General features: G+C 73.1%; 22 protein-coding genes and 1 rRNA gene. 14 read left to right on the top strand and 9 right to left on the bottom strand.

The annotated features are described in order from the left end of the window. Together DSZ44_RS08535 and DSZ44_RS08530 are read right to left on the bottom strand one after the other, a co-directional pair. Nucleotides 1–296, bottom strand: a 16S ribosomal RNA gene (locus DSZ44_RS08535); the annotation flags it as partial. 597 nt (nt 297–893) lie between these two features. Further along, nucleotides 894–2,381: an NAD-dependent malic enzyme gene (locus DSZ44_RS08530; protein WP_110852171.1), complete on the bottom strand. Its 1,488-nt coding sequence runs from the start codon at nt 2,379–2,381 to the stop codon at nt 894–896. Between the two features lie 202 nt (nt 2,382–2,583). Between DSZ44_RS08530 and DSZ44_RS08525 the strand changes: the two genes are divergently transcribed. Further along, a complete protein-coding gene (locus DSZ44_RS08525) occupies nt 2,584–3,156 on the top strand; it encodes a DoxX family protein (RefSeq protein ID WP_258369335.1) in 573 nt (190 codons plus the stop codon). Between the two features lie 105 nt (nt 3,157–3,261). Continuing rightward, the gene (locus DSZ44_RS08520) at nt 3,262–3,546 is read left to right on the top strand and encodes a DUF6457 domain-containing protein (protein ID WP_181424578.1); all 285 of its coding nucleotides are present in this window, start codon (nt 3,262–3,264) and stop codon (nt 3,544–3,546) included. 87 nt (nt 3,547–3,633) lie between these two features. On the opposite strand, the gene gatB is transcribed toward DSZ44_RS08520, so the two are convergent. The 3 genes from gatB to gatC are packed head-to-tail and all read right to left on the bottom strand — an operon-like array spanning nt 3,634 to nt 6,958. Then, nucleotides 3,634–5,142 (bottom strand): Asp-tRNA(Asn)/Glu-tRNA(Gln) amidotransferase subunit GatB, encoded by a 1,509-nt coding sequence (gatB, locus tag DSZ44_RS08515; protein ID WP_110852169.1) that lies wholly within the window; start codon nt 5,140–5,142, stop codon nt 3,634–3,636. Next, complete coding sequence (gatA, locus tag DSZ44_RS08510; RefSeq protein WP_110852168.1) at nt 5,139–6,662, bottom strand: Asp-tRNA(Asn)/Glu-tRNA(Gln) amidotransferase subunit GatA; 1,524 nt, start codon at nt 6,660–6,662, stop codon at nt 5,139–5,141. The genes gatB and gatA overlap by 4 nt, the downstream gene beginning before the upstream one ends. Then, nucleotides 6,659–6,958 (bottom strand): Asp-tRNA(Asn)/Glu-tRNA(Gln) amidotransferase subunit GatC, encoded by a 300-nt coding sequence (gene gatC, locus DSZ44_RS08505; RefSeq protein WP_110852167.1) that lies wholly within the window; start codon nt 6,956–6,958, stop codon nt 6,659–6,661. Before gatC ends, gatA begins: the two co-directional genes overlap by 4 nt. Nucleotides 6,959–7,026: 68 nt before the next feature. On the opposite strand from gatC, the gene DSZ44_RS08500 reads away from it, so the two are divergent. Together DSZ44_RS08500 and DSZ44_RS08495 are read left to right on the top strand one after the other, a co-directional pair. Then, a complete protein-coding gene (locus tag DSZ44_RS08500; protein WP_110852166.1) occupies nt 7,027–8,286 on the top strand; it encodes a phospholipase D-like domain-containing protein in 1,260 nt (419 codons plus the stop codon). Nucleotides 8,287–8,335: 49 nt separating this feature from the next. After that, nucleotides 8,336–9,865 (top strand): aspartate-alanine antiporter-like transporter, encoded by a 1,530-nt coding sequence (locus DSZ44_RS08495; RefSeq protein ID WP_110852209.1) that lies wholly within the window; start codon nt 8,336–8,338, stop codon nt 9,863–9,865. Between the two features lie 117 nt (nt 9,866–9,982). Here DSZ44_RS08495 and DSZ44_RS08490 read toward each other — a convergent pair whose 3' ends face one another. Both DSZ44_RS08490 and DSZ44_RS08485 read right to left on the bottom strand, forming a co-directional pair. Continuing rightward, complete coding sequence (locus DSZ44_RS08490) at nt 9,983–11,047, bottom strand: MupG family TIM beta-alpha barrel fold protein (RefSeq protein WP_181424577.1); 1,065 nt, start codon at nt 11,045–11,047, stop codon at nt 9,983–9,985. Then, nucleotides 11,044–11,586, bottom strand: coding sequence for a GNAT family N-acetyltransferase (locus DSZ44_RS08485; protein ID WP_110852164.1), 543 nt, complete (start codon nt 11,584–11,586; stop codon nt 11,044–11,046). The genes DSZ44_RS08490 and DSZ44_RS08485 overlap by 4 nt, the downstream gene beginning before the upstream one ends. 103 nt (nt 11,587–11,689) lie before the next feature. Here DSZ44_RS08485 and ligA point away from each other — a divergent pair, with 103 nt between their 5' ends. The 8 genes from ligA to DSZ44_RS08445 all read left to right on the top strand — a co-directional run bounded on the left by ligA (nt 11,690) and on the right by DSZ44_RS08445 (nt 23,012). Further along, nucleotides 11,690–14,083: an NAD-dependent DNA ligase LigA gene (gene ligA, locus DSZ44_RS08480; RefSeq protein WP_110852163.1), complete on the top strand. Its 2,394-nt coding sequence runs from the start codon at nt 11,690–11,692 to the stop codon at nt 14,081–14,083. Nucleotides 14,084–14,171: 88 nt separating this feature from the next. Continuing rightward, on the top strand, nt 14,172–14,678 hold the full coding sequence (locus tag DSZ44_RS08475; protein WP_110852162.1) for a DUF2087 domain-containing protein: 507 nt from the start codon (nt 14,172–14,174) through the stop codon (nt 14,676–14,678). Between the two features lie 78 nt (nt 14,679–14,756). Then, nucleotides 14,757–15,461, top strand: a complete 705-nt coding sequence (locus tag DSZ44_RS08470) for an SOS response-associated peptidase (protein ID WP_110852208.1) — start codon at nt 14,757–14,759, stop codon at nt 15,459–15,461. 142 nt (nt 15,462–15,603) lie between these two features. Next, entirely contained in the window at nt 15,604–16,929 is a 1,326-nt protein-coding gene (locus DSZ44_RS08465; RefSeq protein ID WP_258369332.1) for a sensor histidine kinase, read from the top strand. Further along, on the top strand, nt 16,926–17,612 hold the full coding sequence (locus tag DSZ44_RS08460) for a response regulator (protein ID WP_258369331.1): 687 nt from the start codon (nt 16,926–16,928) through the stop codon (nt 17,610–17,612). Before DSZ44_RS08465 ends, DSZ44_RS08460 begins: the two co-directional genes overlap by 4 nt. Nucleotides 17,613–17,868: 256 nt before the next feature. Then, complete coding sequence (locus tag DSZ44_RS08455; RefSeq protein WP_110852160.1) at nt 17,869–18,618, top strand: ABC transporter ATP-binding protein; 750 nt, start codon at nt 17,869–17,871, stop codon at nt 18,616–18,618. Beyond that, nucleotides 18,618–21,215: an ABC transporter permease gene (locus DSZ44_RS08450; RefSeq protein ID WP_110852159.1), complete on the top strand. Its 2,598-nt coding sequence runs from the start codon at nt 18,618–18,620 to the stop codon at nt 21,213–21,215. Before DSZ44_RS08455 ends, DSZ44_RS08450 begins: the two co-directional genes overlap by 1 nt. A 171-nt stretch (nt 21,216–21,386) precedes the next feature. Then, nucleotides 21,387–23,012 carry a phosphodiester glycosidase family protein gene (locus DSZ44_RS08445; RefSeq protein ID WP_110852158.1) on the top strand — a complete coding sequence of 542 codons (1,626 nt, stop codon included), beginning with the start codon at nt 21,387–21,389 and terminating at the stop codon, nt 23,010–23,012. Between the two features lie 110 nt (nt 23,013–23,122). On the opposite strand, the gene DSZ44_RS08440 is transcribed toward DSZ44_RS08445, so the two are convergent. Continuing rightward, nucleotides 23,123–23,536 (bottom strand): hypothetical protein, encoded by a 414-nt coding sequence (locus tag DSZ44_RS08440; protein ID WP_110852157.1) that lies wholly within the window; start codon nt 23,534–23,536, stop codon nt 23,123–23,125. Nucleotides 23,537–23,735: 199 nt separating this feature from the next. Here DSZ44_RS08440 and DSZ44_RS08435 point away from each other — a divergent pair, with 199 nt between their 5' ends. Continuing rightward, entirely contained in the window at nt 23,736–23,984 is a 249-nt protein-coding gene (locus DSZ44_RS08435) for a WhiB family transcriptional regulator (RefSeq protein WP_110852156.1), read from the top strand. Nucleotides 23,985–24,043: 59 nt separating this feature from the next. Beyond that, a complete protein-coding gene (locus DSZ44_RS08430; RefSeq protein ID WP_309146705.1) occupies nt 24,044–24,706 on the top strand; it encodes a DedA family protein in 663 nt (220 codons plus the stop codon). Here the strand turns inward: DSZ44_RS08430 and DSZ44_RS08425 are convergent. Beyond that, on the bottom strand, nt 24,703–26,160 hold the full coding sequence (locus tag DSZ44_RS08425) for a sensor histidine kinase (RefSeq protein WP_110852155.1): 1,458 nt from the start codon (nt 26,158–26,160) through the stop codon (nt 24,703–24,705). The genes DSZ44_RS08430 and DSZ44_RS08425 overlap by 4 nt on opposite strands. Nucleotides 26,161–26,206 lie beyond the last annotated feature (46 nt).

Genomic DNA, 26,206 nt, shown 5'->3' with positions numbered 1-26,206 from the left:
TCTCAGGCCGGCTACCCGTCGTCGCCTTGGTAGGCCATCACCCCACCAACAAGCTGATAGGCCGCGAGCCCATCCCCAACCGATAAATCTTTCCACACACACCCATGCAGGCACGTGTCATATCCGGTATTAGCCACGATTTCTCGTAGTTATCCCGAAGTCAGGGGCAGGTTACTCACGTGTTACTCACCCGTTCGCCACTAATCCACCCAGCAAGCTGGGCTTCATCGTTCGACTTGCATGTGTTAAGCACGCCGCCAGCGTTCGTCCTGAGCCAGGATCAAACTCTCCGTAAATGTCTATCGCCACCCCCGAAGAGGTAACAACCATACGAAGAAACACCCACCACCAAAAAGGCAGCGAGCGATCCAGGCAAACACCCACCCGCAGAAACGAGGAACCACGGGCAGGCATCAACCAAACAAACTAACGACCACGACAACCAACCAGCACCCCACCAGACGGTGAGACACACAGTCAGACGCCACGATCATATTTGGCATCAAAAACTTGGCACACTGTTGAGTTCTCAAGAAACAGACACACACCGCCGGATTCGCACGACCGTGCAGACCCGGATCGGGGCTCCTCTTCATCTTTCCCGGCATGAGTCAGCGCGTCCCGCTGCTGCGAGTGTCGCCCTGAACCCTGTCGAGTTCCGACTGCCGACCCGGCGCCGATCGAGCGGCGCACTGTCCAATAGTCGTTCCGGCGGGACCGGCCACCGAGCCTCTCGGCTCTTCGTGTCCGTGCCTCCCTTGCCGGCTCGAGAATCATAGGCAGGCCACGGACCGTCGGTCAAGCCGGTTCACGGCTGCCACAGCACACCTCAAGAGCCGCGCGGTTCCGCGGAAAGGTGCCCGTCGTCGCGGAGCCGGGAGGGGCGGTGTGGGTCACGGCACATGTGGCTGCTCCACCCCCGGCTGGCGGCCGGGCCACGTCACCCGGGCGTCCTCGGCCAGCTGATCTGCACGGGCGGGTGAGCGGCCGGCGGCCCGCGCCTCCTCGGCCTCCTCCCGCACGGCGTCGGCGACGGCCTCGGCCACCCTGCTGTCGAAGACGCCGGGGATGACGAACGAGGGGTTGAGCTCGTCGTCCCCGACGACCCCGGCGATCGCGACGGCTGCCCGCCGCATCGTCTCCTGGGTGACGTCACGGGCGCCGGCGTCGAGCAGTCCGCGGAAGAGGCCGGGGAAGGCCAGCACGTTGTTGATCTGGTTCGGGTAGTCGCTGCGGCCCGTCGCCACGACCGCCGCGTGCGCGGCCGCCGCGATCGGGTCGACCTCCGGGAGGGGGTTGGCGAGCGCGAAGACGATGGAGCGATCGCCCATCCGTGCGATGTCGTCGCCGGTGAGGATGTCCCCCGCGCTGACGCCGATGAAGACGTCGGCGCCCTCCAGCCCCTCCTGCAGGGTGCCGGTGAACCCGTCGGGGTTGGTGTGCTCCGCGATCCACTGGTGGTGCTCGCCGGGTGTGTCGCTGCCCGCGTGGATGGCGCCGTCACGGTCGAAGCCGACGATGTTGCGCGCTCCCTGCGCGTGCAGCAGCCGGATGACGGCCGAGCCGGCGGCACCCACACCCGCGACGGCGATACGGACGTCCTCGATCCGCTTCTCCACGACCTTGAGCGCGTTGATGAGTGCAGCGAGGACGACGATGGCGGTGCCGTGCTGGTCGTCGTGGAAGACGGGGATGTCGAGCTCGGCGCGCAGGCGCCGCTCGATCTCGAAGCAGCGCGGCGCCGAGATGTCCTCGAGGTTGACGCCTCCGTACACCGGGGCGAGGGCCTTGACGATCGAGATGATCTCCTCGGTGTCCGTCGTGTCCAGGCAGACCGGCCAGGCGTCGACGCCGGCGAACTTCTTGAAGAGGGCGGCCTTGCCCTCCATGACCGGCAGCGCGGCAGCCGGCCCGATGTCCCCCAGCCCGAGGACAGCGGTCCCGTCGGTGACGACGGCGACCGTGTTGCGCTTGATCGTGAGCCGCCGGGCGTCCTCGGGCCGTTCGGCGATCGCGAGGCACACGCGGGCCACGCCGGGCGTGTAGGCGCGCGACAGGTCACGCCGGGTACGCAACGGCACCTTGAGCCCCACCTCGATCTTCCCTCCTAGGTGCATGAGGAAGGTCGAGTCGGACACCTTGAGGACACGGACGTCGTCGAGCGCGTCGAGCGCGTCCACCACCCGCTGGCTGTGCGGCCCGTCGATCGTGTCGCAGGTGAGGTCGACGGTGAGGTGGTCGGTGCTGGACTGCGCGATGTCGACGCCGGTGACGGAGGCCCCCTGCTCGGCGGCGGCCGCCACGAGCTCGCTCGTCGCTGCCTGCGAGGCGGGTACCTGCACGCGCATGGTGATCGTGTAGCTCGGGCTGGGCAGTGCCATCGGTGTCATGTCCTCTCGCCGTGGTCGCGACGTCGCGACCCCGCCATTATCGGCCACCGCCGCCGCCGGGGCCGTCCCGGGACACGCCCGGAGGCGAGAAACGGAGAAGTCGGGACCTTGGCCCCGTTTGTCGGACTCGTCCGAAGAGGACGCTTATGCGTGACAGCACCACACCGCACCACTCACCTCAAGGAGCACTCCGATGGCTGCTACGACCACTCCCGCCAGAGCCAGCGTTCAGGGCCGCGGGGGCAAGACCCTGTACATGGACGACATCGTCACCCGCCCGGGCGCCCAGGCGACGCTCGCCGTCGGACGCATCGTCATCGGCTTCTACTTCCTGTGGGCCTTCCTCGACAAGACCTTCGGGCTCGGCTTCTCGACGCCGAGCGAGCGGGCCTGGATCAGCGGCGGCACACCCGCCCAGGGCTACCTCGGCAACCTTCCTCCGGAGCAGCCGCTGGCCGAGCTCTTCCAGTCCCTCTTCCTCAACCCCTTCGGTGACATCGTCTTCATGCTCGGCCTGCTCGGCATCGGCGTCGCGATGATCACCGGCGCGGGCCTGCGCATCGCCGCGGTCAGCGGCACCCTGCTCATGGCCTTCATGTACGTCGTCGCCCTCCCGTGGGTGGGCGAGCACGGCACGAACCCGGTGCTCGACTCGCACTGGATGGAGGCACTGCTCCTCATCATCGCCGCGGTGACCCTGTCCGGCGACAAGTGGGGCCTGGGCAAGTGGTGGGCCGGGAAGGTCGGCAACAGCTGGCTCCGCTGAACCTCCGCTGCACCCGCCGAGGGCCGTCCGGCCCTCGGCGGTGGTGCGCTGTGCCACGATGACCCGCATGGACCGATGCGGGATCCCGACGGCGGAGGACCGGTCATGAGCGACGAGCGGATGGCCGTGATGCACGAGTGGCTGGCCGAGGTGTGCGCCGAGCTCGGCCTGGACCCGGGCGTCGTCCGGAGCACTGACGAGCAGCTGCTCGCGCTCGTCGGGCAGGTGGCCCATGGGCCCACCCGGCCCGGCGCCCCGCTCACCGCCTTCCTCGTCGGCCTGGCCGTGGGCGCCGCGGGACGGGAGCTGGACACGGAGGCCACCGTGCGCGACGTGGTGGAGCGGGCCGAGGCGGTCGAGCGGCTCGTCGCCGCCCGCACCACGCGCTGATCCCCACCCCGCGAGACGACAGAGAGCGCCGGCAGCAGGGAAGAACCCTGCTGTCGGCGCTCTCGTGTGGCGAGGTGCCGGGGCTGGCTAGGCGCCGACGCGCTCCATGATGAGCTCGCGGACGCGGGCGGCGTCGGCCTGGCCGCGGGTGGCCTTCATGACCGCACCGACGATCGCACCGGCGGCCTGGACCTTGCCGCCGCGGATCTTGTCGGCGACGTCCGGGTTGGCGGCGAGCGCCTCGTCGACGGCGGTGATGAGGGCGCCGTCGTCGGACACGACCTCCAGGCCGCGAGCCACGACGACCTCCTCCGGGCTGCCCTCCCCGGCGAGCACACCGGCCAGCACCTGGCGGGCGAGCTTGTCGTTGATCCGCCCCGAGTCGACGAGCGCAGCGAGCTCGGCGACCTGCGTGGGAGTGATCGACAGGTCGGCCAGCTCGATGTTCACGCCCTTGGCGGTGCGGGCGAGCTCGCCCATCCACCACTTGCGGGCTGCAGCCGCGTCCGCCCCGGCGGCGACGGTCGCCTCGATGAGGTCGAGCGCGCCGGCGTTGACGACGTCACGCATCTCGGCGTCCGCGTAGCCCCACTCCGCCTGCAGGCGGCGGCGGCGCAGCGCGGGCAGCTCGGGAAGGCTCGCGCGGATCTCCTCGACCCACTCCCGGCTCGGGGCGAGGGGCACGAGGTCGGGCTCGGGGAAGTAGCGGTAGTCCTCGGCGTCGGACTTCACACGCCCGGATGAGGTCGTGCCGGTGTCCTCGTGCCAGTGGCGCGTCTCCTGGACCACCGTCTGGCCGGCGTCGAGGACGGCGGCCTGCCGGGAGATCTCGTAGCGCACCGCCCGCTCGATGGAGCGGAAGCTGTTGACGTTCTTCGTCTCCGTGCGGGTGCCGAGCGGGGCGTCGGGGCTCGGGCGCAGGGAGACGTTGATGTCGGCGCGGACGTTGCCGCGCTCCATCCGCGCCTCCGAGACTCCCAGCGCGCGGAAGAGGTCCCGCAGCGTGCTCACGTACGCGCGGGCCACCTCCGGCGCGCGGGCGCCGGTGCCGGTGATCGGGTGGGTGACGATCTCGACGAGCGGCACGCCCGCCCGGTTGTAGTCGACGAGGGAGTGCTCGGCACCGTGGATGCGGCCACCGGACCCACCGATGTGGGTGTTCTTCCCGGCGTCCTCCTCCATGTGCGCGCGCTCGACGGCGATCGGCACGATCGTGCCGTCCTCGAGCTCGATGTCGACCTGCCCGTCGAAGGCGATGGGCTCGTCGTACTGGGAGGTCTGGAAGTTCTTCGGGACGTCCGGGTAGAAGTAGTTCTTCCGGGCGAAGCGGCAGGTCTCGGCGATGTCGCAGCCCAGCGCGAGGCCGATGCGGATCGCGTACTCGACGGCGGTGCGGTTGACGACCGGCAGCGTTCCCGGCAGACCGAGCGAGACCGGGGTCGTCGCGGAGTTGGGCTCCCCACCGAAGCCGTTCGGTGCGCCGTCGAACATCTTCGAGGCGGTGCCGAGCTCGACGTGGACCTCGATCCCGATGACGGGGTCGTACCGGGTGATCGCGTCGTCGAAGTCGACGAGCGCGGGCGTGGTCGCGGTCATCGGGCGGCCTCCTGGGAGACGGTGGTGGGCAGCGACGGGGCGTCGGCGAGCAGGCGGTGCCCGCGGCGCTCGTCGAGCATGCGCTCGAGGACGGCGCCGACCCGGTAGAGCCGGGCGTCCTCGCGTGCGGGGGCCAGGGCCTGGAAACCGACGGGCAGGCCGTCGTCGCTCAGGCCGCTGGGCACGGAGATGCCGGGCACCCCGGCGAGGTTCGCCGGGATGGTCGCGACGTCGTTGAGGTACATGGCCAGCGGGTCGTCGAGCTTCTCCCCGAAGCGGAACGCCGTCGTCGGGGTGGTGGGCGAGACGAGGACGTCGGCCTTCTCGAAGGCGGCCGCGAAGTCGCGCTGGATGAGCGTGCGCACCTGCTGGGCGCTGCCGTAGTAGGCGTCGACGTAGCCCGCGGACAGCGCGTGGGTGCCGAGGATGATGCGGCGCTTGACCTCGTCGCCGAAGCCGGCGCCACGGGTGGCGGCCATGACGCGCTCGGCGGTCAGCGGCCCCTCGGTGGGCTCCACGCGCAGGCCGAAGCGCATGCCGTCGAACTTGGCGAGGTTGGAGGAGGCCTCGGCGGGGAGGATGAGGTAGTAGGCGGCGAGCGCGGAGGCGAAGCTCGGGCAGGAGACCTCGACGATCTCGGCCCCCGCCTCGCGCAGGAGGTCGAGGGCGGCGGTGAAGCTCGCCTCGACGCCGGCCTGGTAGCCCTCGCCGCCGAGCTCGCGGACCACGCCCACACGCAGGCCGCGCAGGTCCTGCGCGCCCGCCGCGGCGACGAGGTCGCCGACCGGGTCGGGAAGGGAGGTGGAGTCGCGCGGGTCGTGACCGCCGATGAGCTCGTGGAGCAGCGCGGAGTCTAGGACGGTGCGGGAGACCGGGCCCGCCTGGTCGAGGCTGGAGGCGAGCGCGATGAGCCCGTAGCGCGAGACACCGCCGTACGTGGGCTTGACGCCCACGGAGCCGGTGACGGCGGCGGGCTGGCGGATCGAGCCGCCGGTGTCGGTACCGATCGCGAGGGGCGCCTCGAAGGCGGCGACGGCTGCTGCCGAGCCACCGCCCGAGCCTCCGGGGATGCGCTCGAGGTCCCACGGGTTACGGGTGGGGCCGTAGGCGGAGTGCTCGGTGGAGGAGCCCATGGCGAACTCGTCGAGGTTGGTCTTGCCGAGGATCGGCAGGCCGGCGGCGCGCAGCCGCTCGACGATGGTCGCGTCGTAGGGCGGGACCCAGCCCTCGAGCATCCTCGAGGCCGCCGTCGTCGGCTGCCCCTTCGTCACGACGACGTCCTTGACGGCGATCGGCACCCCGGCGAGCGGGTGCAGCTCCTCGCCGCGGGCCCGCCGCTCGTCGACGTCGCGGGCGGTGGCCAGTGCCTCCTCGCCGTTCACGTGGAGGAAGGCGTGGACGGCGCCGTCGACCTCCGCCATGCGGTCCAGGTGCGCCTGGGTCACCTCGGCGGAGCTGACGTCCTTGGCGCGCAGGCGCTCCGCCAGCTCGGCGGCGGTCGCGGTGGTGAGCTCGCTCATGCGTCCTCCCCCAGGATCTGCGGCACGAGGAACTGGCTGCCCTCGCTCGCGGGGGCGCCGGAGAGCGCGGCCTCGACGGACAGCGGCTCCTCCACGACGTCCTCGCGCATGACGTTCGTCAGCGGGATGGGGTGGCTGGTGGCGGGCACGTCGGGACCGACGAGCTCACCGACCTGGGCGACCGCGTCGGCGATGACGCCGAGCTCCCCGGCCAGGCGCTCGACCTCCTCGTTCGTGAGCTCGATCCGGGCCAGCGCGGCCACGCGCGCGACCTCGGCTGCATTGATGGTGGACATGGCTACCGAGTCTATCGCTCCCGCACCGGACGACCGCAGGCCCGCGCCCGCTGCTCTAGGTTGAGACCATGAACCTGAGCACGGTCCGGCACTGGCTGCGCCCACGGCTCCGTCGCACCGTGGCATGGGGGGTCCTCGGGCTGGCGGGCGCCCAGCTCGCGGCTGCCACCACCGTCTGGGGCGTGGACACCCTGCGCAAGCGGCGCCAGCCTCCGGGTGACGAGTTCCCGCGGACCGACCCGGTGGGCGTCGACGTCGCCGACTCCGAGCTCACCGTCTACACCTACGGCGAGGACGTCTACGCCGCGATGCTCGAGGCGATCCGCGGCGCACAGAAGTACGTCTTCTTCGAGACCTTCATCTGGAAGGGCGACGCCGTCGGGCAGGAGTTCAAGCGCGCGCTCGTCGCGGCGGCCGAGCGCGGGGTCCAGGTCTACGTGGTCTTCGACTCCTGGGGCAACCTCGTCGTCCCGCCCGCCTTCAAGCGCTTCCCCGACTCGATCCACACGCTGAAGTTCCCGCTGTGGCGCCCCGGCCTGCTCACCCTCAACATGCGCAAGGCGGGCCGCGACCACCGCAAGATCGTCGTCGTCGACGGCGAGATCGGGTTCGTGGGCGGGTACAACATCGGTGAGCTGTACGCGACGCAGTGGCGCGACACCCACCTGCGGGTCGACGGACCGGCCGTGTGGGAGCTCGACAACGCCTTCGTCGACTTCTGGAACGCTCACCGCAAGCCCCACCACCCCGAGCTCGAGGACCGCGGCGCACAGTCGTGGGACTCGCGGATCCGGGCGGCGCGCAACTCCCCCTCCTCGCTGCTCTTCCCGGTGCGCGGGGCGTACATCAACGCGATGGACCGCGCCGTCCAGCACGTCTACATCACCCAGGGCTACTTCATCCCGGACCCCGAGTTCCTCGACTCGATGCTCAGCGCCGCCCGGCGCGGGGTGGACGTGCGGGTCCTCATCCCCGAGGTGTCCAACCACGTCCTCGCCGACTGGGTGGCCCGGTCCTTCTACGACCGGCTGCTGCGCGGCGGGGTGTCGATCTGGCTCTACCAGGGCGCGATGGTCCACGCGAAGACCGCGACCGTCGACGGCCGGTGGACCACCATCGGGACGACGAACATCGACCGGATGTCGATGCTCGGCAACTTCGAGATCAACCTCGAGATCCACGACGAGGACCTCGCCTCGCACATGGAGCAGGTCTTCGCGACCGACCTCACCAACGCTCGCCGACTGACGATCGAGGAGTGGGAGAGACGGTCCTTCGTCGCCCGCGTCTGCGAGGAGCTGCTCCACCCGCTCCGCTGGCTCTTCTGAGGACCGGCACGTGATCGACGTCCTCGCCGCGAACCCGTTGCTGACGATCATGCTGGTCGTCGTGGCCGGGACGCTGCTCGGCATGGTGCCCTTCGGTCCGGTGCGTTTCGGAGCCGCCGGCGCCCTGTTCGTGGGCCTGGCGGTGGGGGCGCTGGACCCACGGCTCGGCGAGGGCTTCGGCCTTGTCCAGACCCTCGGCCTGGTCCTGTTCGTCTACATGGTCGGCCTCGCCGCGGGTGGGCGCTTCTTCCGCGACCTGCGCACCCAGCTGCCGGTGCTCGCCGCTGCCGCGGGGGTGCTCGCCGTCGTCGCGGGCGGCGCCGTCCTCCTGGGCCGGGTGCTCGACATCCCGGCGGGGATGGCGGGCGGTGCCTTCGCGGGCTCGCTCACCGCCACACCGGCGCTCGCCGCCGCGGCGACGGCCACCGGCACGCAGGAGCCGGCCATCGGCTACTCGCTCGCCTACCCGCTCGGCGTGGTCGTCACGATCGTCATGGTCGCCGTCGTCGTCTCCCGGCCGTGGACGTCCGAGCGTGACCCGCAGCCCCACGCCGGCATCGGGCTCATCGACGTCAGCGCCGAGGTGCTCCACCCCGGTCCGCTGCACGAGATCCCCGGCTACCTCGAGGGGACGGTGCGCCTGTCCTACCTCGAGCGGGAGGGGCAGATGGGCGTGGTCGACGAGGACGAGGAGCTGCGGGCCGGGGACCGAGTCGTCGTGGTCGGCAGCCGCGAGGCCGTGGACGACGCCGTCGCCCACCTCGGCCGGCGGGTGCACCGGCACCTGGCTCACGACCGCTCCGTCGTCCACTTCCGGCGCTTCGTCGTCTCGGACCAGAGGGTGGCCGGCCGCACCGTCCACGAGCTCGACATCCCCGGGCGTTTCAACGGCGTCGTCACGCGCGTGCGCCGCGGCGACTCCGACCTGCTCGCGCACGAGGACCTCGTCCTCCAGCTCGGCGACCGCGTCCGTGTCGTCTTCCCCCGTGGGCGGCTCACGGCGCTGTCCGAGCTCTTCGGCGACTCCGAGCGGCGGGTGAGCGAGATCGACCCGTTCTCCCTCGGGAGCGGGGTCGCCGTCGGGCTCCTCCTCGGGCTCCTCACCCTGCCCCTGCCCGGCGGGGTGGCCTTTGCGCTCGGCTCGGCGGCCGGCCCGCTCGTCGTCGGGATGGTGCTGGGACGGCTGGACCGCACCGGGCCGGTCGTCTGGACCCTGCCGAGCTCGGCGAACCTCACGATCCGCCAGCTGGGGCTGCTCCTGTTCCTGGGCGCCACCGGCCTCGCCTCGGGACAGGCGTTCGTCGCCCAGGCCTTCACCGGGCTCGGGCTGCGGATCGTCGTCGCCGGCGCCGTGCTCACCGTGCTGGCGGCGGTCGGCTTCGTGCTCGTCGCGCGGCTGCTCGGGCAAAGCACGGCCCGCACGGTGGGCGGGCTGGCCGGCTTCGTCGGGCAGCCGGCGATCCTCGCGTACGCGAGCTCACGGGTGACCGACGAGCGGGTGGAGGCGGGCTACGCCGCGCTCTTCGCCGTCGGGATGATTGCCAAGATCCTCCTCGTGCAGGTTGTCGTCATCCTCTGACTCCCTCGTCACTCCCGACCGCCGCGCGCCGCCCCCTTCCGCGCCGAGCCGCCGATGCCGGCTGGTAGGTGCGCGGCCGCCGGCGAGACGTGCGCCGCCGGCGGGGTGGGTGGCGGGTCAGCGGAGTCGGAGACGGACCCGCTGACCGGGAATGATGCGGCTGAGGAGGTCGTGGTCCCGGGCGACGACGTGCCCCACGACGTTGACGGTCGCGTCCGCCGGGAGGTCGCGGCGCTGGATCGCGATCTCGCCCTTGTAGCGGCCGGCGGCGTCGTTGTCGACGGTCACCGAGCCCAGTGCCCGGCCCACCGTGGGGCCGGCCGGGATCGTGACGTCGGCGAGGGCAGCCCGGGCGCCCTCGAGGCGAACCATGGCCGCGGCGTCGTCGGTGCGGTTGCGGTCGAGCACGGTGAGCCGCTCGGCGACGGGCTGCGGCACCGGAGCGGTGAGCTCGACCTCGAGCTCCACGACGTCCTCCAGCGCCCACGCGCGCCAGGCCCGGCGGGTGCGCTCGGACAGGGACGGGTCACCGACGAAGACGTCGTCGATGCCGGCGCGGCGCAGGTCCAGGGCCGCCGCCACGGGGTGGACGTCGCGGTGCCGTTCGAGGGTGGGCAGACCGAACCCGAGCGGGATGCGCCGCAGGCCGTCGCCCGGGACCCATGCCTGCACGGTGAAGCCGAGGTCGTGGAACATCCGCGTCTGGGCGTCGAGGAAGTCGTCGGACAGTCCGGTCCACGGCTTGGGGTAGAAGTTGTGGGAGATACCGATCCCCTCGGTGCGCATCCCCATCCCGACGAGCCGCTCGAAGTCCCCTGCCGTGGCGGTCGAGGCGTTGAACCAGATCGGGATCGAGCGGGACAGCGCGACGATCTCCTCGTCGCTCAGGCCGTAGTCCACCCGCAGGGCGCTGACGCCCCACTCACGCATGGTGCCCGCCGTCCCCACGTCCAGCCCCACGGCCGCGAGGGACGGGCCGGAGATGTCGACGACGAGCCCGAGCCCCGCGTCCTGGGCCAGCGAGCCGACCCGCTGCATGCGCGCGCGGAAGTCGCCGTCGGGCTCCTCGGGCACGTGCAGGGAGCCGAAGAGCATGGTGAAGCCGTCCTCGCGGGCGGTGGCGCAGACCTCCTCGGCGACGTCGAGGTGGCGGAAGTAGGCGGACACGCCGAGGCTCGTCACGAGGGCTCCTCCAGGGGCAGGCGGTAGACGCTGAGGGTGGGGGCGGTACCGTCCGCGAGCGCCTGGGGGTCCCAGTCGGCCACCCAGTCGCGCTCGACGACGCGGTCGAAGCCGTAGCGCTGGTAGACGCGGTGCGCCGCCGACATCGCGGGCAGCGAGGACAGGACGAGCGCGTCGTACCCGCCGGCCCGCCCGAGCTCCTCGGCGGCGGCGAGCAGGGCGAGGGACACCTTGCGCCCCTGGTGCTGCGGCGCGACGGCGAGCATACGGATCTCGAGCTCGCCGGCCACGGCCACCTCCGCCTCGGGGGTACCGGCCTCGGTGAGGGTGAGGCCGCCGAGCACCTCCTCACCGTCGTAGGCGGCGAGGACGGCGACCACGTGCGGCAGGCGGCCGGCGACGTCACGCAGGTCCCGCGCGTAGCCGTCCTCGGGACCGATGACCGCCCCGGAGACATAGGCCTCGGCCAGCACCCGGCCGAGGCGCTCGGTGTCGGCGGGGTCGACGGCGCGAACCTCGACGGTGCGGACGGTCCCCACAGGGTCACCTCCTCGCTGGCAGTGATCGGCTCACGGAGCCGTTCGGCTGTCCGACAGCGACCTCGAACCGGCTCCGGCACAGTTTGGCAGGCACTCCGGGCCCATGTCGCCGGGCCTTCGTAAACTGGCCGGCGTGGCACACACCGGACCCGAGCCCGTCACCTTCCACCAGGCACGCGAGGAGGCCCTCGCGCTGGCCGAGCGGATCAACGCCGCACGCGAGGCGTACTACGGGCAGGACACCTCACCCGTCGACGACGCGACCTTCGACGGGTGGATGCGGCGCCTGGAGGACCTCGAGCGCCAGCACCCCGAGCTGCAGAGCCAGGACTCCCCCACCCAGCGCGTCGGGGCACCCGGGGCGACGGACCTGCCCACCACCGAGCATGCCGAGCGCATGCTCAGCCTCGACAACGTCTTCTCCCCGGAAGAGCTGCAGGAGTGGTGCGCGAAGACCGAGGCGGCGGCCGGGCGACCGGTGGCCTGGCTGACCGAGCTGAAGATCGACGGCGCCGCCGTGTCCCTGCGCTACGAGCACGGTGTGCTCACCTCGGCGGCCACCCGCGGCGACGGTCACACGGGCGAGCTCGTGACGAGCAACGTGCGCCGCCTGGACTTCATCCCGGAGCGGCTCGCCGGGGAGGGACACCCGCCCATCGTCGAGGTGCGCGGGGAGGTGTTCATCGCCGTCGCCGCCTTCGAGGAGCTCAACGCGCTGCAGGCGCGACTGCGCGACCGCGCCGTCGAGGAGGCGCGCGAGCGTGCGGAAGCGCGCAGGCGCCCCTTCGACGAGGAGAGGGCGCGCGAGAGCGCTGCCCGTCGGTTCCCGGCCTTCGCCAACCCGCGCAACGCTGCGAGCGGTGGGCTGCGTCAGCTGCTGGAGAAGAAGACCGGCCTGGAGCACGAGGCCGGCGTGGCCCGGCTCCAGTCCCTCTCCTTCTACGCCCACGGCTTCGGCGCCTGGGGCGACCCACCCGTTGCCGCGCAGAGCGAGGTCTACGACCTCCTCGCCGGCTGGGGCGTGCCGGTGAGCCCCCGCACGCGCGTGCTGCACGACGTCGAGCAGGTGCTCGCGTTCGTCGAGCAGTACGGACGGGAGCGGCACGACGTCGAGCACGAGCTCGACGGCGTGGTGGTCAAGGTCGACGAGTTCGCCCTGCACTCCGAGCTGGGCCAGACGAGCCGAGCCCCCCGCTGGGCGATCGCCTACAAGTACCCGCCCGAGGAGGTCCACACGCGCCTGCTCGACATCCGCATCGGGGTGGGGCGCACCGGCCGGGCCACTCCCTACGCCGTCATGGAACCCGTCCACGTCGCGGGCAGCACCGTGCGTCAGGCGACGCTCCACAACCAGGAGATCGTCGAGGCCAAGGGCGTGCTCATCGGGGACACCGTGGTGCTGCGCAAGGCCGGTGACGTCATCCCCGAGGTCCTCGGACCGGTAGCGGAGCGCCGCGACGGCAGCGAGCGGCCCTTCGTCATGCCCGCCGAGTGTCCGGAGTGCGGCACTCCGCTGCGGCCCATGAAGGAGGGAGACATCGACCTGCGGTGTCCCAACGCCCGCTCGTGCCCCGCTCAGGTGCGCGGGCGGGTGGAGCACATCGGCTCCCGCGGTGCGCTGGACATCGACGCGCTCGGGGAGGTGACGGCGGCTGCGCTGACCCAGCCTGCCGCGCCCGCCGAGCCGCCGCTCACCACCGAGGCCGGCCTCTTCGACCTCGAGCTCGACCAGCTCGTGCCCATCGAGGTGATCGTCCGCGACAACGAGACGGGCGAGCCGCGCGTGGACGACGACGGCGAGCCGGTGCGTCGCCGTCCGTTCCAGCGGGTGGAGCTCACCTACCCGCCGGGGTACGAGTCCGCCACACCCGCGGAGCGCCGCAAGGCGGGGGTGCGAAAGAACGTCAGAAAGGTTCACCCCTCGAGCCAGGCCGTCACGCTGCTGGACGAGCTGCAGAAGGCCAAGACGAAGGACCTGTGGCGCCTGCTCGTCGCGCTGAACATCCGGCACGTCGGCCCGGTCGCCGCCCGCGCGCTGGCCGCCCACTTCGGCCAGCTCGACGCGATCCGCGCCGCGGACCGCGCCGAGCTGGCGGCGGTGGAGGGCGTGGGCGGGATCATCGCTGACGCCGTCAAGGACTGGTTCGAGGTCGACTGGCACGTGGAGATCGTCGAGCGGTGGGCGGCGGCCGGTGTCCGGTTCGCCACCCCCGGCCATCCCGGCCCGGGAGCCGCAGCCACCGCCGGCGGGGTGCTCGACGGTCTCACCGTCGTCGTCACCGGTGCCATCGAGGGCTACACCCGCGACGGCGCCAAGGAGGCGATCATCGCCGCCGGCGGCAAGGCGGCGACGAGCGTGAGCAAGAAGACCGACTACGTCGCGGCAGGGCCGGGAGCCGGCTCCAAGCTCGCCAAGGCCGAGGAGCTGGGGCTGCCCGTCCTCGATGCCGAGCAGTTCCGCCTGCTCGTGGAGGAGGGGCCGGACGCCCTGGGCTGAGAGCGTCCCCCGCGGACCGCAGACGCCGTCGCGCGCGACCCACCACATCTGGCCCGGCCCCACCCGACACCCGGCATAGGCTGACACGGTGGACGAGGACGACCGCCCGGACTGGCGCCCCGCCGTGGCGGCGCTGGCCAACCCGCACGTCCGCCGGGTCTTCGCGCAGGTCGTGCTCGGCGTCGAGACCGGGCTGCTCGGTGCCGACCTCGGCCGCTCCCGCCGACGGCGCGCCCTCGACACGCTCCTCGGTGCCGGCCTGGTCCGCGAGGTCGACGGCCGGGTCGTCGAGGAGCCCGACGCCTTCACCCGCGTGCTCGCCGGCGCGTCCCGTCCCCGTCCCACCGGGCCGGCGCGGTTCCTCGACGGCCGGGGGCGGATCGACCGCTACCCCGCCGACGACGGCGAGCGCCGGGCGCTGCTCGAGCTGGTCGCCGAGCAGGTGCTGGGACCGGAGGAGGTCGTGACCGAGAAGGTGCTCGGGGAGCGGCTCTCGCGCTTCGGCCCGGACACCGCGACGCTGCGCCGCTACCTCGTCGAGGAGGAGCTGGTCGAGCGCACCCGGTCCGGCTCCCAGTACGCCCGGGTGCGTTGAGATCCACCCCCGGGTGGACACAGGAGGTCAACCTCACGGGGGACGCCGGGTGTCGGCGCCCCCTGGCACGCTATGACCATGTGCGGCCGATATGCATCCTTCCGTCAGGCTCAGGAGCTCGCTGACGCCTTCGACGTCGCCGAGATCGCCGACGACGCCAACGATGTCCACCCGTCGTTCAACGTGGCGCCCACCGACCAGGTGCGCGTCATCCTCGAGCGTGCCGAGGCCGGGGCCGGCCGGCAGATGCACGCCGCCCGCTGGGGCCTCGTGCCGGCGTTCGCGGACGACCCGAAGATCGGGGTGCGGATGATCAACGCGCGCATCGAGACGGTCGCGGAGAAGAACGCCTTCGCCAAGTCGCTGCGCACCCGCCGCTGCATCCTGCCCGCCGACGGCTACTACGAGTGGCGCAAGAACGCCGACGGCTCCAAGACCCCCCACTTCATCCACCGGGCCGACGCCGCCCCGCTCGCCTTCGCCGGTCTCTACTCCTTCTGGAGGGACCCGAGCAAGAGCGAGTCCGACCCCAGCCGCTGGCTGCTGTCCACGACGATCCTCACCCAGCCGGCGCGCTCGCAGCTCACCGACATCCACGACCGCGAGCCCGTCGTGCTGCGTCGCGCCGCGGTCGCGGGGTGGCTGGACCCCACGGTCACCACGCCGGAGGAGGCCCTCGCCGTGATCGCGCCCGAGCGGCCCAAGCTCCAGTTCCACCGGGTGGGCCCACAGGTGGGCAACGTCCGGGTGGACTCCCCCGCCCTCATCGAGCCGGTGGACTGACCCGGTGACCGCACCTCCTGGCCCCCCGGGGCCCCCGCGGGGGCCCTACCCACCCCCGCCCCCGCAGCCCGCGCCGCACGGCGCGACGCAGCCCTGGCAGGGGCCGGGCGCGTGGCGGAACCCTGCCTCCGGCCTGCCGGGCGTGCCCCGGCCGCCGGAGCCGGCGCTGCGTGACAGCAGCCGCGTCGTCGACCTCCTCGTCGCCCTCGCGCTCGCCGTCTTCGTCGCGCTGCCGTCGGTCGTGTCCGCCACGGCCCACGCCAGCGGGTACGCCGTCTTCTTCGGCATGGTGGCCTCCGTCGTCATGCCGGCCGCGCTGTACTGGCGGCGCTCCCGCCCGGTGCGGTCCGCCGTCGTCGTCTACTCGGCCGCCCTCCTCCACTTCGTCTCCGGAGCACCGCTCGTCGGCTCCGACGTCCTCATCTTCGTCGCGCTGTACTCGGTCACCGTCTACGGACCCGCGTGGGCAGGGCGGCTGGCCCTGGTCAGCGCGATGTTCGGCTCCCTCCTCCTGGCCCTGTGGGTCAACGGGTCCTCGGGGCCGGGGCTGGCGGGGGGAGGCCCCGTCGACTTCCGGATCTCCCTCGACAGCCTCGTCAGCATCATCTTCATCGGCGGCCTCGTCAGCGTCGTGTGCCTGTTCGTCTGGGCCATGGGGCTGGTGCGCCGCAGCCGCCTCGCGCACACGGAGACCCTCGCGGAGCGCGCCAGGCGCCTGGAGATCGAGCGCGACCAGCAGGCGCAGATCGCCACCGCCGCGGAGCGCTCACGCATCGCCCGCGAGATGCACGACGTCGTCGCTCACTCCCTGTCCGTCGTCATCGCCCAGGCGGACGGCGGCCGCTACGCCGCGACCGCCGATCCCGAGGCCGCCGTCCGGGCGCTGACGACGATCAGCGAGACCGGCCGTGCCGCGCTCGCCGACATGCGCAAGATCCTCGGCGTCCTCCGCGCCCCCGGCACCGACGGCCGGCCCGAGACCACCACCCCCCAGCCCATCGACGCCGACCTCGACACGCTCGTCGAGCAGGTGCGCTCCTCGGGCCTGGACGTCTCCCTCGTGCGCGTGGGCCAGGCCCGCCCGCTGCCCCCGGGCCTCGGACTCACCGTCTACCGGATCTGCCAGGAGGCGCTGACCAACGTCCTCAAGCACGGCGGGCCCTCCGCGAGCGCCACAGTCATGCTCCAGTGGTCCGCTCAGCGCCTGTCCATCCAGGTCGACGACACCGGCCGGGGCGCCGCCGCGACGAGCGACGGCGCCGGGCACGGGCTCGTCGGCATGCACGAGCGGGTGGCGCTCTTCGCCGGGACGCTCGAGACCGGCGCCAAACCCGGCGGGGGCTACCGGGTGCGCGCGGAGATCCCGCTGCCGGGGAGCCAGCCGGCTGCTCCCGTCCTCGGTGCGGGCGACGGCGCTCCGCTGGCTCCGGCATCATGGCCGCAGCCCCAGCAGAACGGAACCCCGTGAGCACTGCCCCCGAGTCCACCCCCATCCGCGTCGCCCTCGTCGACGACCAGCAGCTCGTCCGCGCCGGCTTCGCGCTCGTCATCAACTCCCAGCCGGACATGGAGGTCGTCGCCGAGGCCTCCGACGGTGCCCAGGCGCTGCGCATGCTCGACTCCTACGCCGCCGACGTCGTCCTCATGGACGTGCGCATGGCCGGCATGGACGGGCTCACCGCCACCGAGCAGCTGACCTCGCGCGGCGCCGACGGCCCGAAGGTCGTCATCCTCACGACCTTCGACCTCGACGAGTACGTCATGCGGGCGATCAAGGCCGGAGCGAGCGGCTTCCTCCTCAAGGACGTGCCGCCGGAGGACATGCTCGACGCCATCCGCACCGTCCACGCCGGCGACGGCGTCATCGCGCCCTCGTCCACCAAGCGGCTCATCGAGCACCTCGCCCAGATCCTGCCCGACGAGCAGAAGGCGCCTCCCGCCGTCCTGGACACCCTCACCGACCGCGAGCGCGAGGTCCTCGTCCTCATGGCACGCGGGCGCAGCAACACCGAGATCGGGGCCGAGCTCTTCGTCGCCGAGGCCACGGTCAAGACCCACGTCGGCCGGGTGCTGTCCAAGCTCGGCGCCCGCGACCGCGTCCAGGCGGTCGTCGTCGCCTACGAGACCGGACTGGTCACCCCGGGGTCGTAGGTCCCAGCGGTCCACCCCGACGACGTCGCGGGCCGCGGACCTGGAGGCGGCACCCGCCCTTCGGCAACGCGCCCGCGGCGGGGTCGCCCACGCGGTGGGGCCGGGGCGCACCGGTATGACGGCGGGGGCGGCGGTGTACGACCACGGGATGACCAGAGAACGGGTCCACGGCACGACGCGGTGCCTGCGGCGCCGCCCGTAGCGTCGGTGACATCACCAGAACGCGGCCAGCGCCGCCCCACCGAGGAGAACCCCTGTGAGCACTTCCCCCAGCCGAGCCGCGGTCAGCGCCCGCGCCCTGAGCAAGGTCTACGGCAGCGGCGACGCCGCCGTGCACGCGCTGCGCGGCGTCGACGTCACGTTCCCCGCCGGTGAGTTCACCGCGATCATGGGCCCCTCCGGCTCGGGCAAGTCCACGCTCATGCACCTCCTCGCCGGCCTCGACACCGCGACGGACGGCCAGGTGGTCCTCGGCGACACGGAGCTCACCACCCTGGGCGACACCGATCTCACCCTGCTGCGCCGCGAGCGCGTCGGCTTCGTCTTCCAGTCCTTCAACCTGCTGCCGATGTTCACGGCCCTGCAGAACATCACCCTGCCCTGCGAGCTCGCCGGCACGACGCCGGACCAGGCCTGGCTCGACACCCTCGTCGACACCCTCGGCCTGCGCGAGCGTCTCACCCACCGGCCCAGCGAGATGTCCGGCGGCCAGCAGCAGCGCGTGGCCATCGCCCGCGCCCTCATCACCCGACCGGAGGTCGTCTTCGCCGACGAGCCCACCGGCAACCTCGACTCCCGCTCGGGCGCCGAGGTGCTGTCCTTCCTGCGCACGAGCGTGCGCGAGCTCGGCCAGACGGTCGTCATGGTCACCCACGACCCCGCGGCCGCGTCCTACGCCGACAGCGTCGTCCTGCTCGCCGACGGCCGCATCGCCGGCACGATCCAGAGCCCCACCCCCGAGTCGGTCCTCGCCGGCCTCGACGCGCTGCGCACGGTGAACGCCTGATGCTGCGCCTCACCCTCACCCAGATGCGGCGCAGCACCGGCCGCCTGCTCGCCGCCGGGCTGGCCATCATGCTCGGCACCGCCTTCATCGCGGCCACCCTGCTGGGGACCGCGGTCATCCGTGACACCACCTACGACGCCGTCACCGCCGACATCGCCGACGCGGACGTCGTCGTCCCGGCCGGCGCCGACCTCATCACCCCGGAGCAGCTCGACGAGGTGCGGGCGCTGCCAGGCGTCGCCGTCGCCGACGGCCACCTCGCGATCTTCGGCTCGCTCGTCGCCGGGGGCCGGCAGGACTGGTCCTCCGTGGAGACGGTCGGCTCCCCGGGCCTGTCCGGCGCCACGCTCCTCGACGGTGCGCTGCCGACGGCGCCCGGCGAGGCCGCGATCAACGCCGCGTCGGCCGAGCGGCTCGAGGTCGGTCTCGGCGACACCGTGGACATCTCCGCCGACGTCTACCTGCCCGCGCCCGCCGGCGCGGAGGAGAGCACCCCCGTCACCGAGGGCGAGCTCACCGTCGTCGGGCTCCTGCAGGACCCCTCGCCGCTCGTCGGGACGGGCTCCGCGGTGCTCGTCACCGAGGCCCAGCGAGACACGTGGGTCGCCGAGACCGACCGTGACCTCGCCTTCGACGAGGTGCTCGTGCGGGCCGCCGACGGCACCACCCCAGAGGCCCTGGCCGCGGACGTCGCCGACGTCCTGCCGGAGACCACCGTGTACACGGGCGAGTCCTTCGCGCAGCAGCGGCTGCAGGAGCTCACCGGGCAGGCCTACGTCCTGACCGCGGTCATCCTCGCGTTCGGCGCGCTGGCCATGTTCGTCGCGGCCATCGTCATCACCAACACCTTCCAGGTCCTCGTCGCCCAGCGCACCCACACCCTGGCGCTCCTGCGCGCGGTCGGCGCGACCAAGCGGCAGGTCCGCCGCTCGGTGCTCACCGAGGCGCTCATCCTCGGCGTCGTCGCGGGCGTCGCGGGCCTCCTCCTCGGCACGAGTCTCGCGCAGGGCGCCCTGTGGGTGCTCGGCACCCAGGACCTGCCCTTCGCGATCCCCGGCAGCGTGAGCATCACGGCCGCCGCCGTCATCGTCCCGGTCGTCACGGGCGCCCTCGTCACCGTGCTCGCCGCACTGTCCCCGGCGCGGGCGGCCACGGTCGTCTCCCCGCTCGCCGCGCTGCGCCCCCCGCAGCCGCCGGACCCGCGCGGCGCCTCGCGGCTGCGGGTCGTCGCCTCGATCCTCCTCATCGTCGCCGGCGGCGTCATGGTCGCCGTCGCCCCGTCGCTCGCGGCCTCCGACATCGGCGAGGAGACCGCCCTGCTCGCCGGGCTCGCGCTCGGGATCCTCGGCGGCTTCGTGTCCTTCGCCGGTGTCATGCTCGGCATGGTCTTCGTCGTCCCGTCCGTCGTCCGGGTCCTCGGCTCGGTCACCCGGCGGCTGGGCGGCGGCACCCCGGCCCGGATCGCGACGGCGAACGCCGTCCGCAACCCGCGCCGGACGGCCGCGACGGCCACCGCTCTCGTCATCGGCGTCACCCTCGTCGCGCTCATGTCCACCGGTGCGGTCAGCGCCCGCGCCAGCCTCGACGCGATGCTCCGCAGCGAGTTCCCCGTGGACCTCGTCGTCACCTCCAGCGCCTGGGACCCGGAGACCGGCCGGACCGCCTCCCTCACCGACGCCCAGCGCGACACGGTCGAGCGCACGGACAACGTCGCCGAGACCCTCGAGATCTCCGAGGCGGTCGTCACCCTGTCCACCGCCGAGGGCGAGGTCGAGACCTCGGTGGCCCTCGTCGACAGGGCCGCGGCCGAGGAGGTCATGCGGGACGCGTCGACGCTCGAGGGGCTCGAGTCCGACACCCTCCTCGTGGGCTCCACCTGGGCCAAGTTCGCGGGTGTCACCGACGGCCAGGACGTCACCCTGGGCGACGCGGAGCTGTCCGTCGTCGTCGGCGGCGGCGGCGACTGGGCCTACGCCCCGGCCGGGCTGCGCGAGGCGATCGACCCCGAGGCATCCGTCACCGAGCTGTGGGTGCGCCTGTCCGGCACCGAGCACAGCGCGACGATCACCGCGGTCTCCGACCGCCTGACGGAGGCGCAGTCGGCCACGAGCGTGGACGACCCCGACGCCATGTACAACACCCCGTACGTCGACGGCCCCGCCGCCCAGCGCGAGGTCTTCGAGCAGGTCATCAACACGCTGCTGGCGATCGTCGTCGGGCTGCTCGCCGTCGCCGTCGTCATCGCGCTCATCGGCGTGGCCAACACGCTGTCCCTGTCGGTCATCGAGCGGCGACGCGAGTCGGCCCTGCTCCGCGCCATGGGGCTGACCCGTGGCCAGCTGCGGCGGATGCTCGCGGTCGAGGGTGTCTTCCTCGCCCTGGCCGGCGTGCTCATCGGCGCCGTCCTCGGCCTGCTGTACGGCTGGGCCGGGACCGCGGTCCTGCTCGGCCCGTCCGGTGAGCTCGCGCTCGCGGTGCCCTGGGCCTACCTCGGCGCGATCGTCGTCGTCGCGCTCCTCGCCGGCCTGGCCGCCTCGGTGCTGCCCGCCCGCAGCGCCGTGCGCACCCCGCCGGTGGCCGCCCTCGCGGCCGAGTAGACCCGTCGGCGCCGGGCTGGAGGGGCCGGCGCCGACGACGACGGACCCCGTCACGTCCCCCACGTGGCGGGGTCCGGTCGTGCTGTGGCGCGGCGGGGACGACGCGGTGAGACTGGCGACGACAGCTCACCCCGCCGTCCGGCGCCGGACGGCACCGACCGGGAGGCCCCCATGTCCCAGCCCCGCGCCCGGCGCGGCGCCGCCGTCCTTGCCGCGACGACCGCCGCCGTGCTCACCCTGCCGCTGCTCGCCGGTGCCCAGCCGGAGCCGGACGCGGCCCTGCCGCTCGGCGCCGCCGACCTGCCCGAGACGCGCCGGACCGAGCAGCTCGCCCCCGGCGTCACCCTCACCCGCATCGTGCGGGGCGAGACCACCGCGACCTACCCGTGGACGGTCGAGGTCTCCGTCCCGGCCGGCTCCGACTCGCCCGACCCGGACGCCCCGGCCACCGCTCTGCGCGACCGCGCGAGCGCCGAGGAGGTGGCCGCCGAGCTCCGCGACGCCGGCCTGGACGTTCGCGTCGAGGAGGTCCTCACCGAGCCGGTCGCCGACTTCGCCGGTGGCAGCCTCGGCTGGCGCGTGCGCGTGGGCTCCTTCGCCGACCGCGCCGCCGCCGACGCGGCACGCGAGCAGGTGGTCGCCGCCGGCCACCGCGGCTCCACCCTCTCCACCGCCTGGGACGCCGACGGCGACGACGACCGCGGCCCGTGGCGCATCGACGTCCTCACCGTCGACCCCCGCCACTTCCGTGGCGAGGTCGCCGCGTCCCTCGGTCCGGACGTCGAGCAGCGGGAGACGACCTCCGAGCTCGCCGCCCTGTCCGGCGCGCTCGCCGCCGTCAACGGCGGCTTCTTCGTCCTCGACCCGCGGGCCGGCGCACCCGGAGACCCGGCCGGGGTGTCCGTCGTCGACGGGGAGCTCCTCAGCGAGCCCGTCGGGGAGCGTCCCGCCCTCCTGCTCCGTCCCGACGCGCGCCGCACCGAGGTCGAGCGCGTCGGCTGGGAGGGCGAGGTCCGGGCCGGCGGCACCCGCCTGCCCCTCGACGGCCTCAACCGCGTCCCCGGCCTCGTCCGCAACTGCGGCGGCCTCGACGACGTCCCCACCACCCTGCCGCTGCACGACGTCACGTGCACCGACCCCGACGAGCTCGTCGTCTTCACGGAAACCTTCGCGGAGCGGACCCCCGCCGGCGAGGGTGTCGAGGCGGTCCTCGACCGCCACGGTCGCGTCACCGAGCTGCGCGACGACCGGGGCGGCCCGGTCCCTGACGGCGGCACCACCGTCCAGGCCACCGGCGACCTCGCCCCCGTCCTGCGCTCGCTCGCCGAGGAGGGCAGCCGGCTCGACGTGCGGACCGCGCTCACCGACGAGGACGGGCGCACGGTGCACCCGAGCCGGTACCCCGCCGTCGTCAACGGCGGCCCCGAGCTCGTCCGCGACGGCCGGCGGCACGTCACCCCCGCGACGGACGGCATGGTGCACCCCGACAACCCGAGCTTCTACTACGGGTGGGTCCACAAGCGGAACCCGCGCACCCTCGCCGGCGTCGACGACCGTGGCCGGCTCGTCCTCGTCACCGCGGACGGGCGCAGCACCGACGCGCTCGGCCTGTCCGTCCCGGAGGCCGCGGACGTGGCCGTCGGGCTCGGCCTGCGCGACGCGCTCAACCTCGACGGCGGGGGGTCCACGGCGATGGTCGCCGAAGGCCGGCTGCTCACCGTGCCCTCCGACGCGGCGGGCGAGCGGCCCGTGGGCGACGCCGTGCTCGTCCTGCCCGGACGTCCTGCACATCCCTGACGCGCCCCACCCACCGCCGACACCCCCTCCCTTAGCGCCGAGCGCTGAGTTGTTCCGCGGAACAACTCAGCGCTCGGCGAGAAGGAAGGGGTGCACGTAGGGAGGAGGGGCTAGACGACGGCGCGCGGCGGGGCGGTCCGGTCGGCCCAGGCCACCGACGGCGGGACGAGGAGCCCGACCGTCACGGCGACGGGCAGCAGGACCAGGAGCGCGACGATCCCCCCGGGGATGACACCCGACTGGGAGATGCCGGTGGCGAGCACGAGGAGCTGCCAGGTGACGAGCGGTCCGCGGCCCCAGCGCCGGCGCTGGTGCAGCGCGCGCGCCGCGACGACGAGCAGGGCACAGATGCCGAGGAAGAGGAGCGCCAGCACCGCTGTGACGGCACCGCTCACGGTGGCTCCGCCGAGCACCTCCACGAGCATCCCCACCGCCAGCGCGGCCAGTGCCCCGACCTCGACGAGGACGAGGAGGAGGGCGAGGACGAGGGGCAGCGGCGGTCGCGCGGGACGCTCAGTGGTCACCCAACCAGCCTACGTCGCGGGCCGGTGTGACCGACGCCGCGCGTGTGACGAACACCACTCCGCTTTACCTGCAGTTCACATACCCGACCCCCTTGTCGTGCGTGACCGGGGCGTGTGAGGGTTGGTGGCAGTCACTGGCCGCGTTGGACTTCCCCCCTCAACGATCCCGGCCTCCCGCTGCGCCCAAGAAGGAGTTGCCATGGACTGGCGCCACACCGCTGCCTGTCTCACCGAGGACCCCGAGCTCTTCTTCCCGATCGGCAACACCGGGCCCGCCCTCCTCCAGATCGAGGAGGCCAAGGCGGTCTGCCGCCGGTGCCCCGTCGTCGACACGTGCCTCAAGTGGGCGCTGGAGAACGGCCAGGACGCCGGCGTCTGGGGCGGGCTCTCGGAGGACGAGCGCCGCGCGCTCAAGCGCCGCACCGCGCGCGCCCGCCGGGCCTCTTGAGCCCCACCGCACTGCTGAGCAGGCCCCCGGTGCCCCTTGTGGCACCGGGGGCCTCTTCCGTGCCGGACGACGGCGGCCTGTTCGCCGGGGTCACCGAGTTCGCCGTCGACCTCATGGAGACCCTCGGCGGACCGGGGGCGGCGATCGCCATCGCGCTGGAGAACCTCTTCCCGCCGATCCCCAGCGAGGTCATCCTCCCGCTCGCCGGTTTCACCTCCAGCCAGGGCGACCTCTCGCTCGTCGGCGTCATCCTCTGGACGATCCTCGGCTCGGTCGTCGGCGCGCTGGCGCTGTACGGCCTGGGCGCCGCGCTCGGCGTCCGTCGCCTCAAGGCCGTCGCCGAACGGCTGCCGCTGGTCGACGCCGGCGACATCGACGACACCGAGCGCTGGTTCCACCGGCACGGCACCAAGGCCGTGTTCTTCGGGCGCATGCTGCCGGTCTTCCGCAGCCTCATCTCGATCCCCGCGGGCATCGAGCGCATGCCCCTGCCCGTGTTCATCGGGCTGACGACGGCGGGCTCGGCCATCTGGAACACCGTGCTCGTCGGGGCCGGCTACCTGCTCGGTGAGCAGTGGCACGTCGTCGAGCGGTACACCGGGATCCTCCAGTGGGTCGTCGTCGCCGGGGTGGTCGGCGCCGTCGGCTGGTTCGTGTGGAGCCGCACCGGCAGCCGGGGCCGCGCACGGCAGCGGCGCCGGGAGGAGCGCGCGGCGGACTAGCGCGCGTCGGCGATCCGCGCCCGGACGGCCACCTCGGTGCCGCCGCCCGGCGCGGGGCGCCAGTCGATGGTGCCCCCGAGCTCGCCGCGCACGAGCGTCGAGACGATCTGGGTGCCCAGGCCGCTGAGGACGCTGCCCTCCGCCAGGCCCGCGCCGTCGTCGCGCACCGTGACGTCCAGCTGCTCCCCCTCCCGCTCCGCGGTGACGACGACGGTGCCACCGGCCGGCCCCAGACCGTGCTGGACGGCGTTGGTGACGAGCTCGGTGAGGACGACGGCGAGCGCCGTCGCGTCGTCGGCCGGGACCTGACCGAAGCTGCCCCGCACCTCGGTGCGCACGTGCCCCTCGCCGGCCGCGACGTCGGCGGACAGGCGCAGCACCCGCACGAAGAGGGCGTCGAAGTCGACGATCTCGTCGATGATCTGGGACAGCATGTCGTGGACGAGGGCGATGGTCGACACCCGCCGGATCGCCTCGCCGAGCGCGTCGCGCACCTCCGCGCTGCTCGAGCGTCGCGACTGGAGCCGCAGCACCGCGGCCACCGTCTGGAGGTTGTTCTTCACCCGGTGGTGGATCTCCCGGATCGTCGCGTCCTTGGTGAGCAGCTCCAGCTCCTGGCGGCGCACCTCGGTGACGTCGCGGCACAGGAGCACCGCCCCGCGCCGCTGCCCGTTCTCCGTGATGGGGATGGCACGGAAGGACACGACGACGCCGTGCGCGTCGATCTCCGAGCGCCAGGCCGCCTTGCCGGTCATGACGACGGGCAACGACTCGTCCACCGGGCTCTCGCCGTCCATGACGTCGGTGACGGCCTCGACGAGGACCTTTCCGGTGAGGTCGCCGATGACCCCGAGGCGGTGGAAGCAGGACAGGGCGTTGGGGCTCGCGTACAGGACCTCACCGTCCAGCCCCAGCCGGAACAGCCCGTCCCCCACGCGCGGCGCCCCGCGCCGTGAGCCCGTGGGCGAGCCGGGCTGGGGGAACTCCCCGCGGGCCACCATCGCGCAGATCGCGTCGGCGGCCTCGACGTAGTTGAGCTCGAGGCGGCTGGAGGTGCGGGTGATGCCGAGGTTCGCCTGCCGCGAGATCACCGCGATGGTGCGACCCTCGTGGACGACGGGCACCGCGTCCTCGCGGACGGCGTGGGAGCCGATCCAGCGCGGCTCGGTGGCACGCACCGGCACCTGGCGCTCCATCGCCTGCCGCAGCAACCGGCGCCGCCCGGCGGGGATGAGGCGGCCGACGACGTCCTCGTAGTAGACCGTCGCCCCCGTCGAGGGACGGCAGTGCGCGACGATGAGGAAGTCCTCCTCCCCCATCGGGATGCACAGGAGCAGGTCGGCGAAGGAGAGGTCGGAGACGACCTGCCAGTCACCGACGAGCTGGTGCAGCCGCTCGATGCTGTGCGGGTCGAGCCGTGAGCGGTCCTGGATGAGTTCGCTGAGCGTCGACACCCCGTCAGCGTATAGCCCGCCGCCCGCGCGCCGTCGCCGGTCCCGG

It is taken from the genome of Georgenia satyanarayanai, from assembly GCF_900116375.1.
Classification (GTDB): Bacteria; Actinomycetota; Actinomycetes; order Actinomycetales; family Actinomycetaceae; genus Oceanitalea; species Oceanitalea nanhaiensis.
The sequence above is the reverse complement of the archived record's forward strand: the minus strand, read 5'-3'. Positions and strand labels throughout refer to the sequence as shown.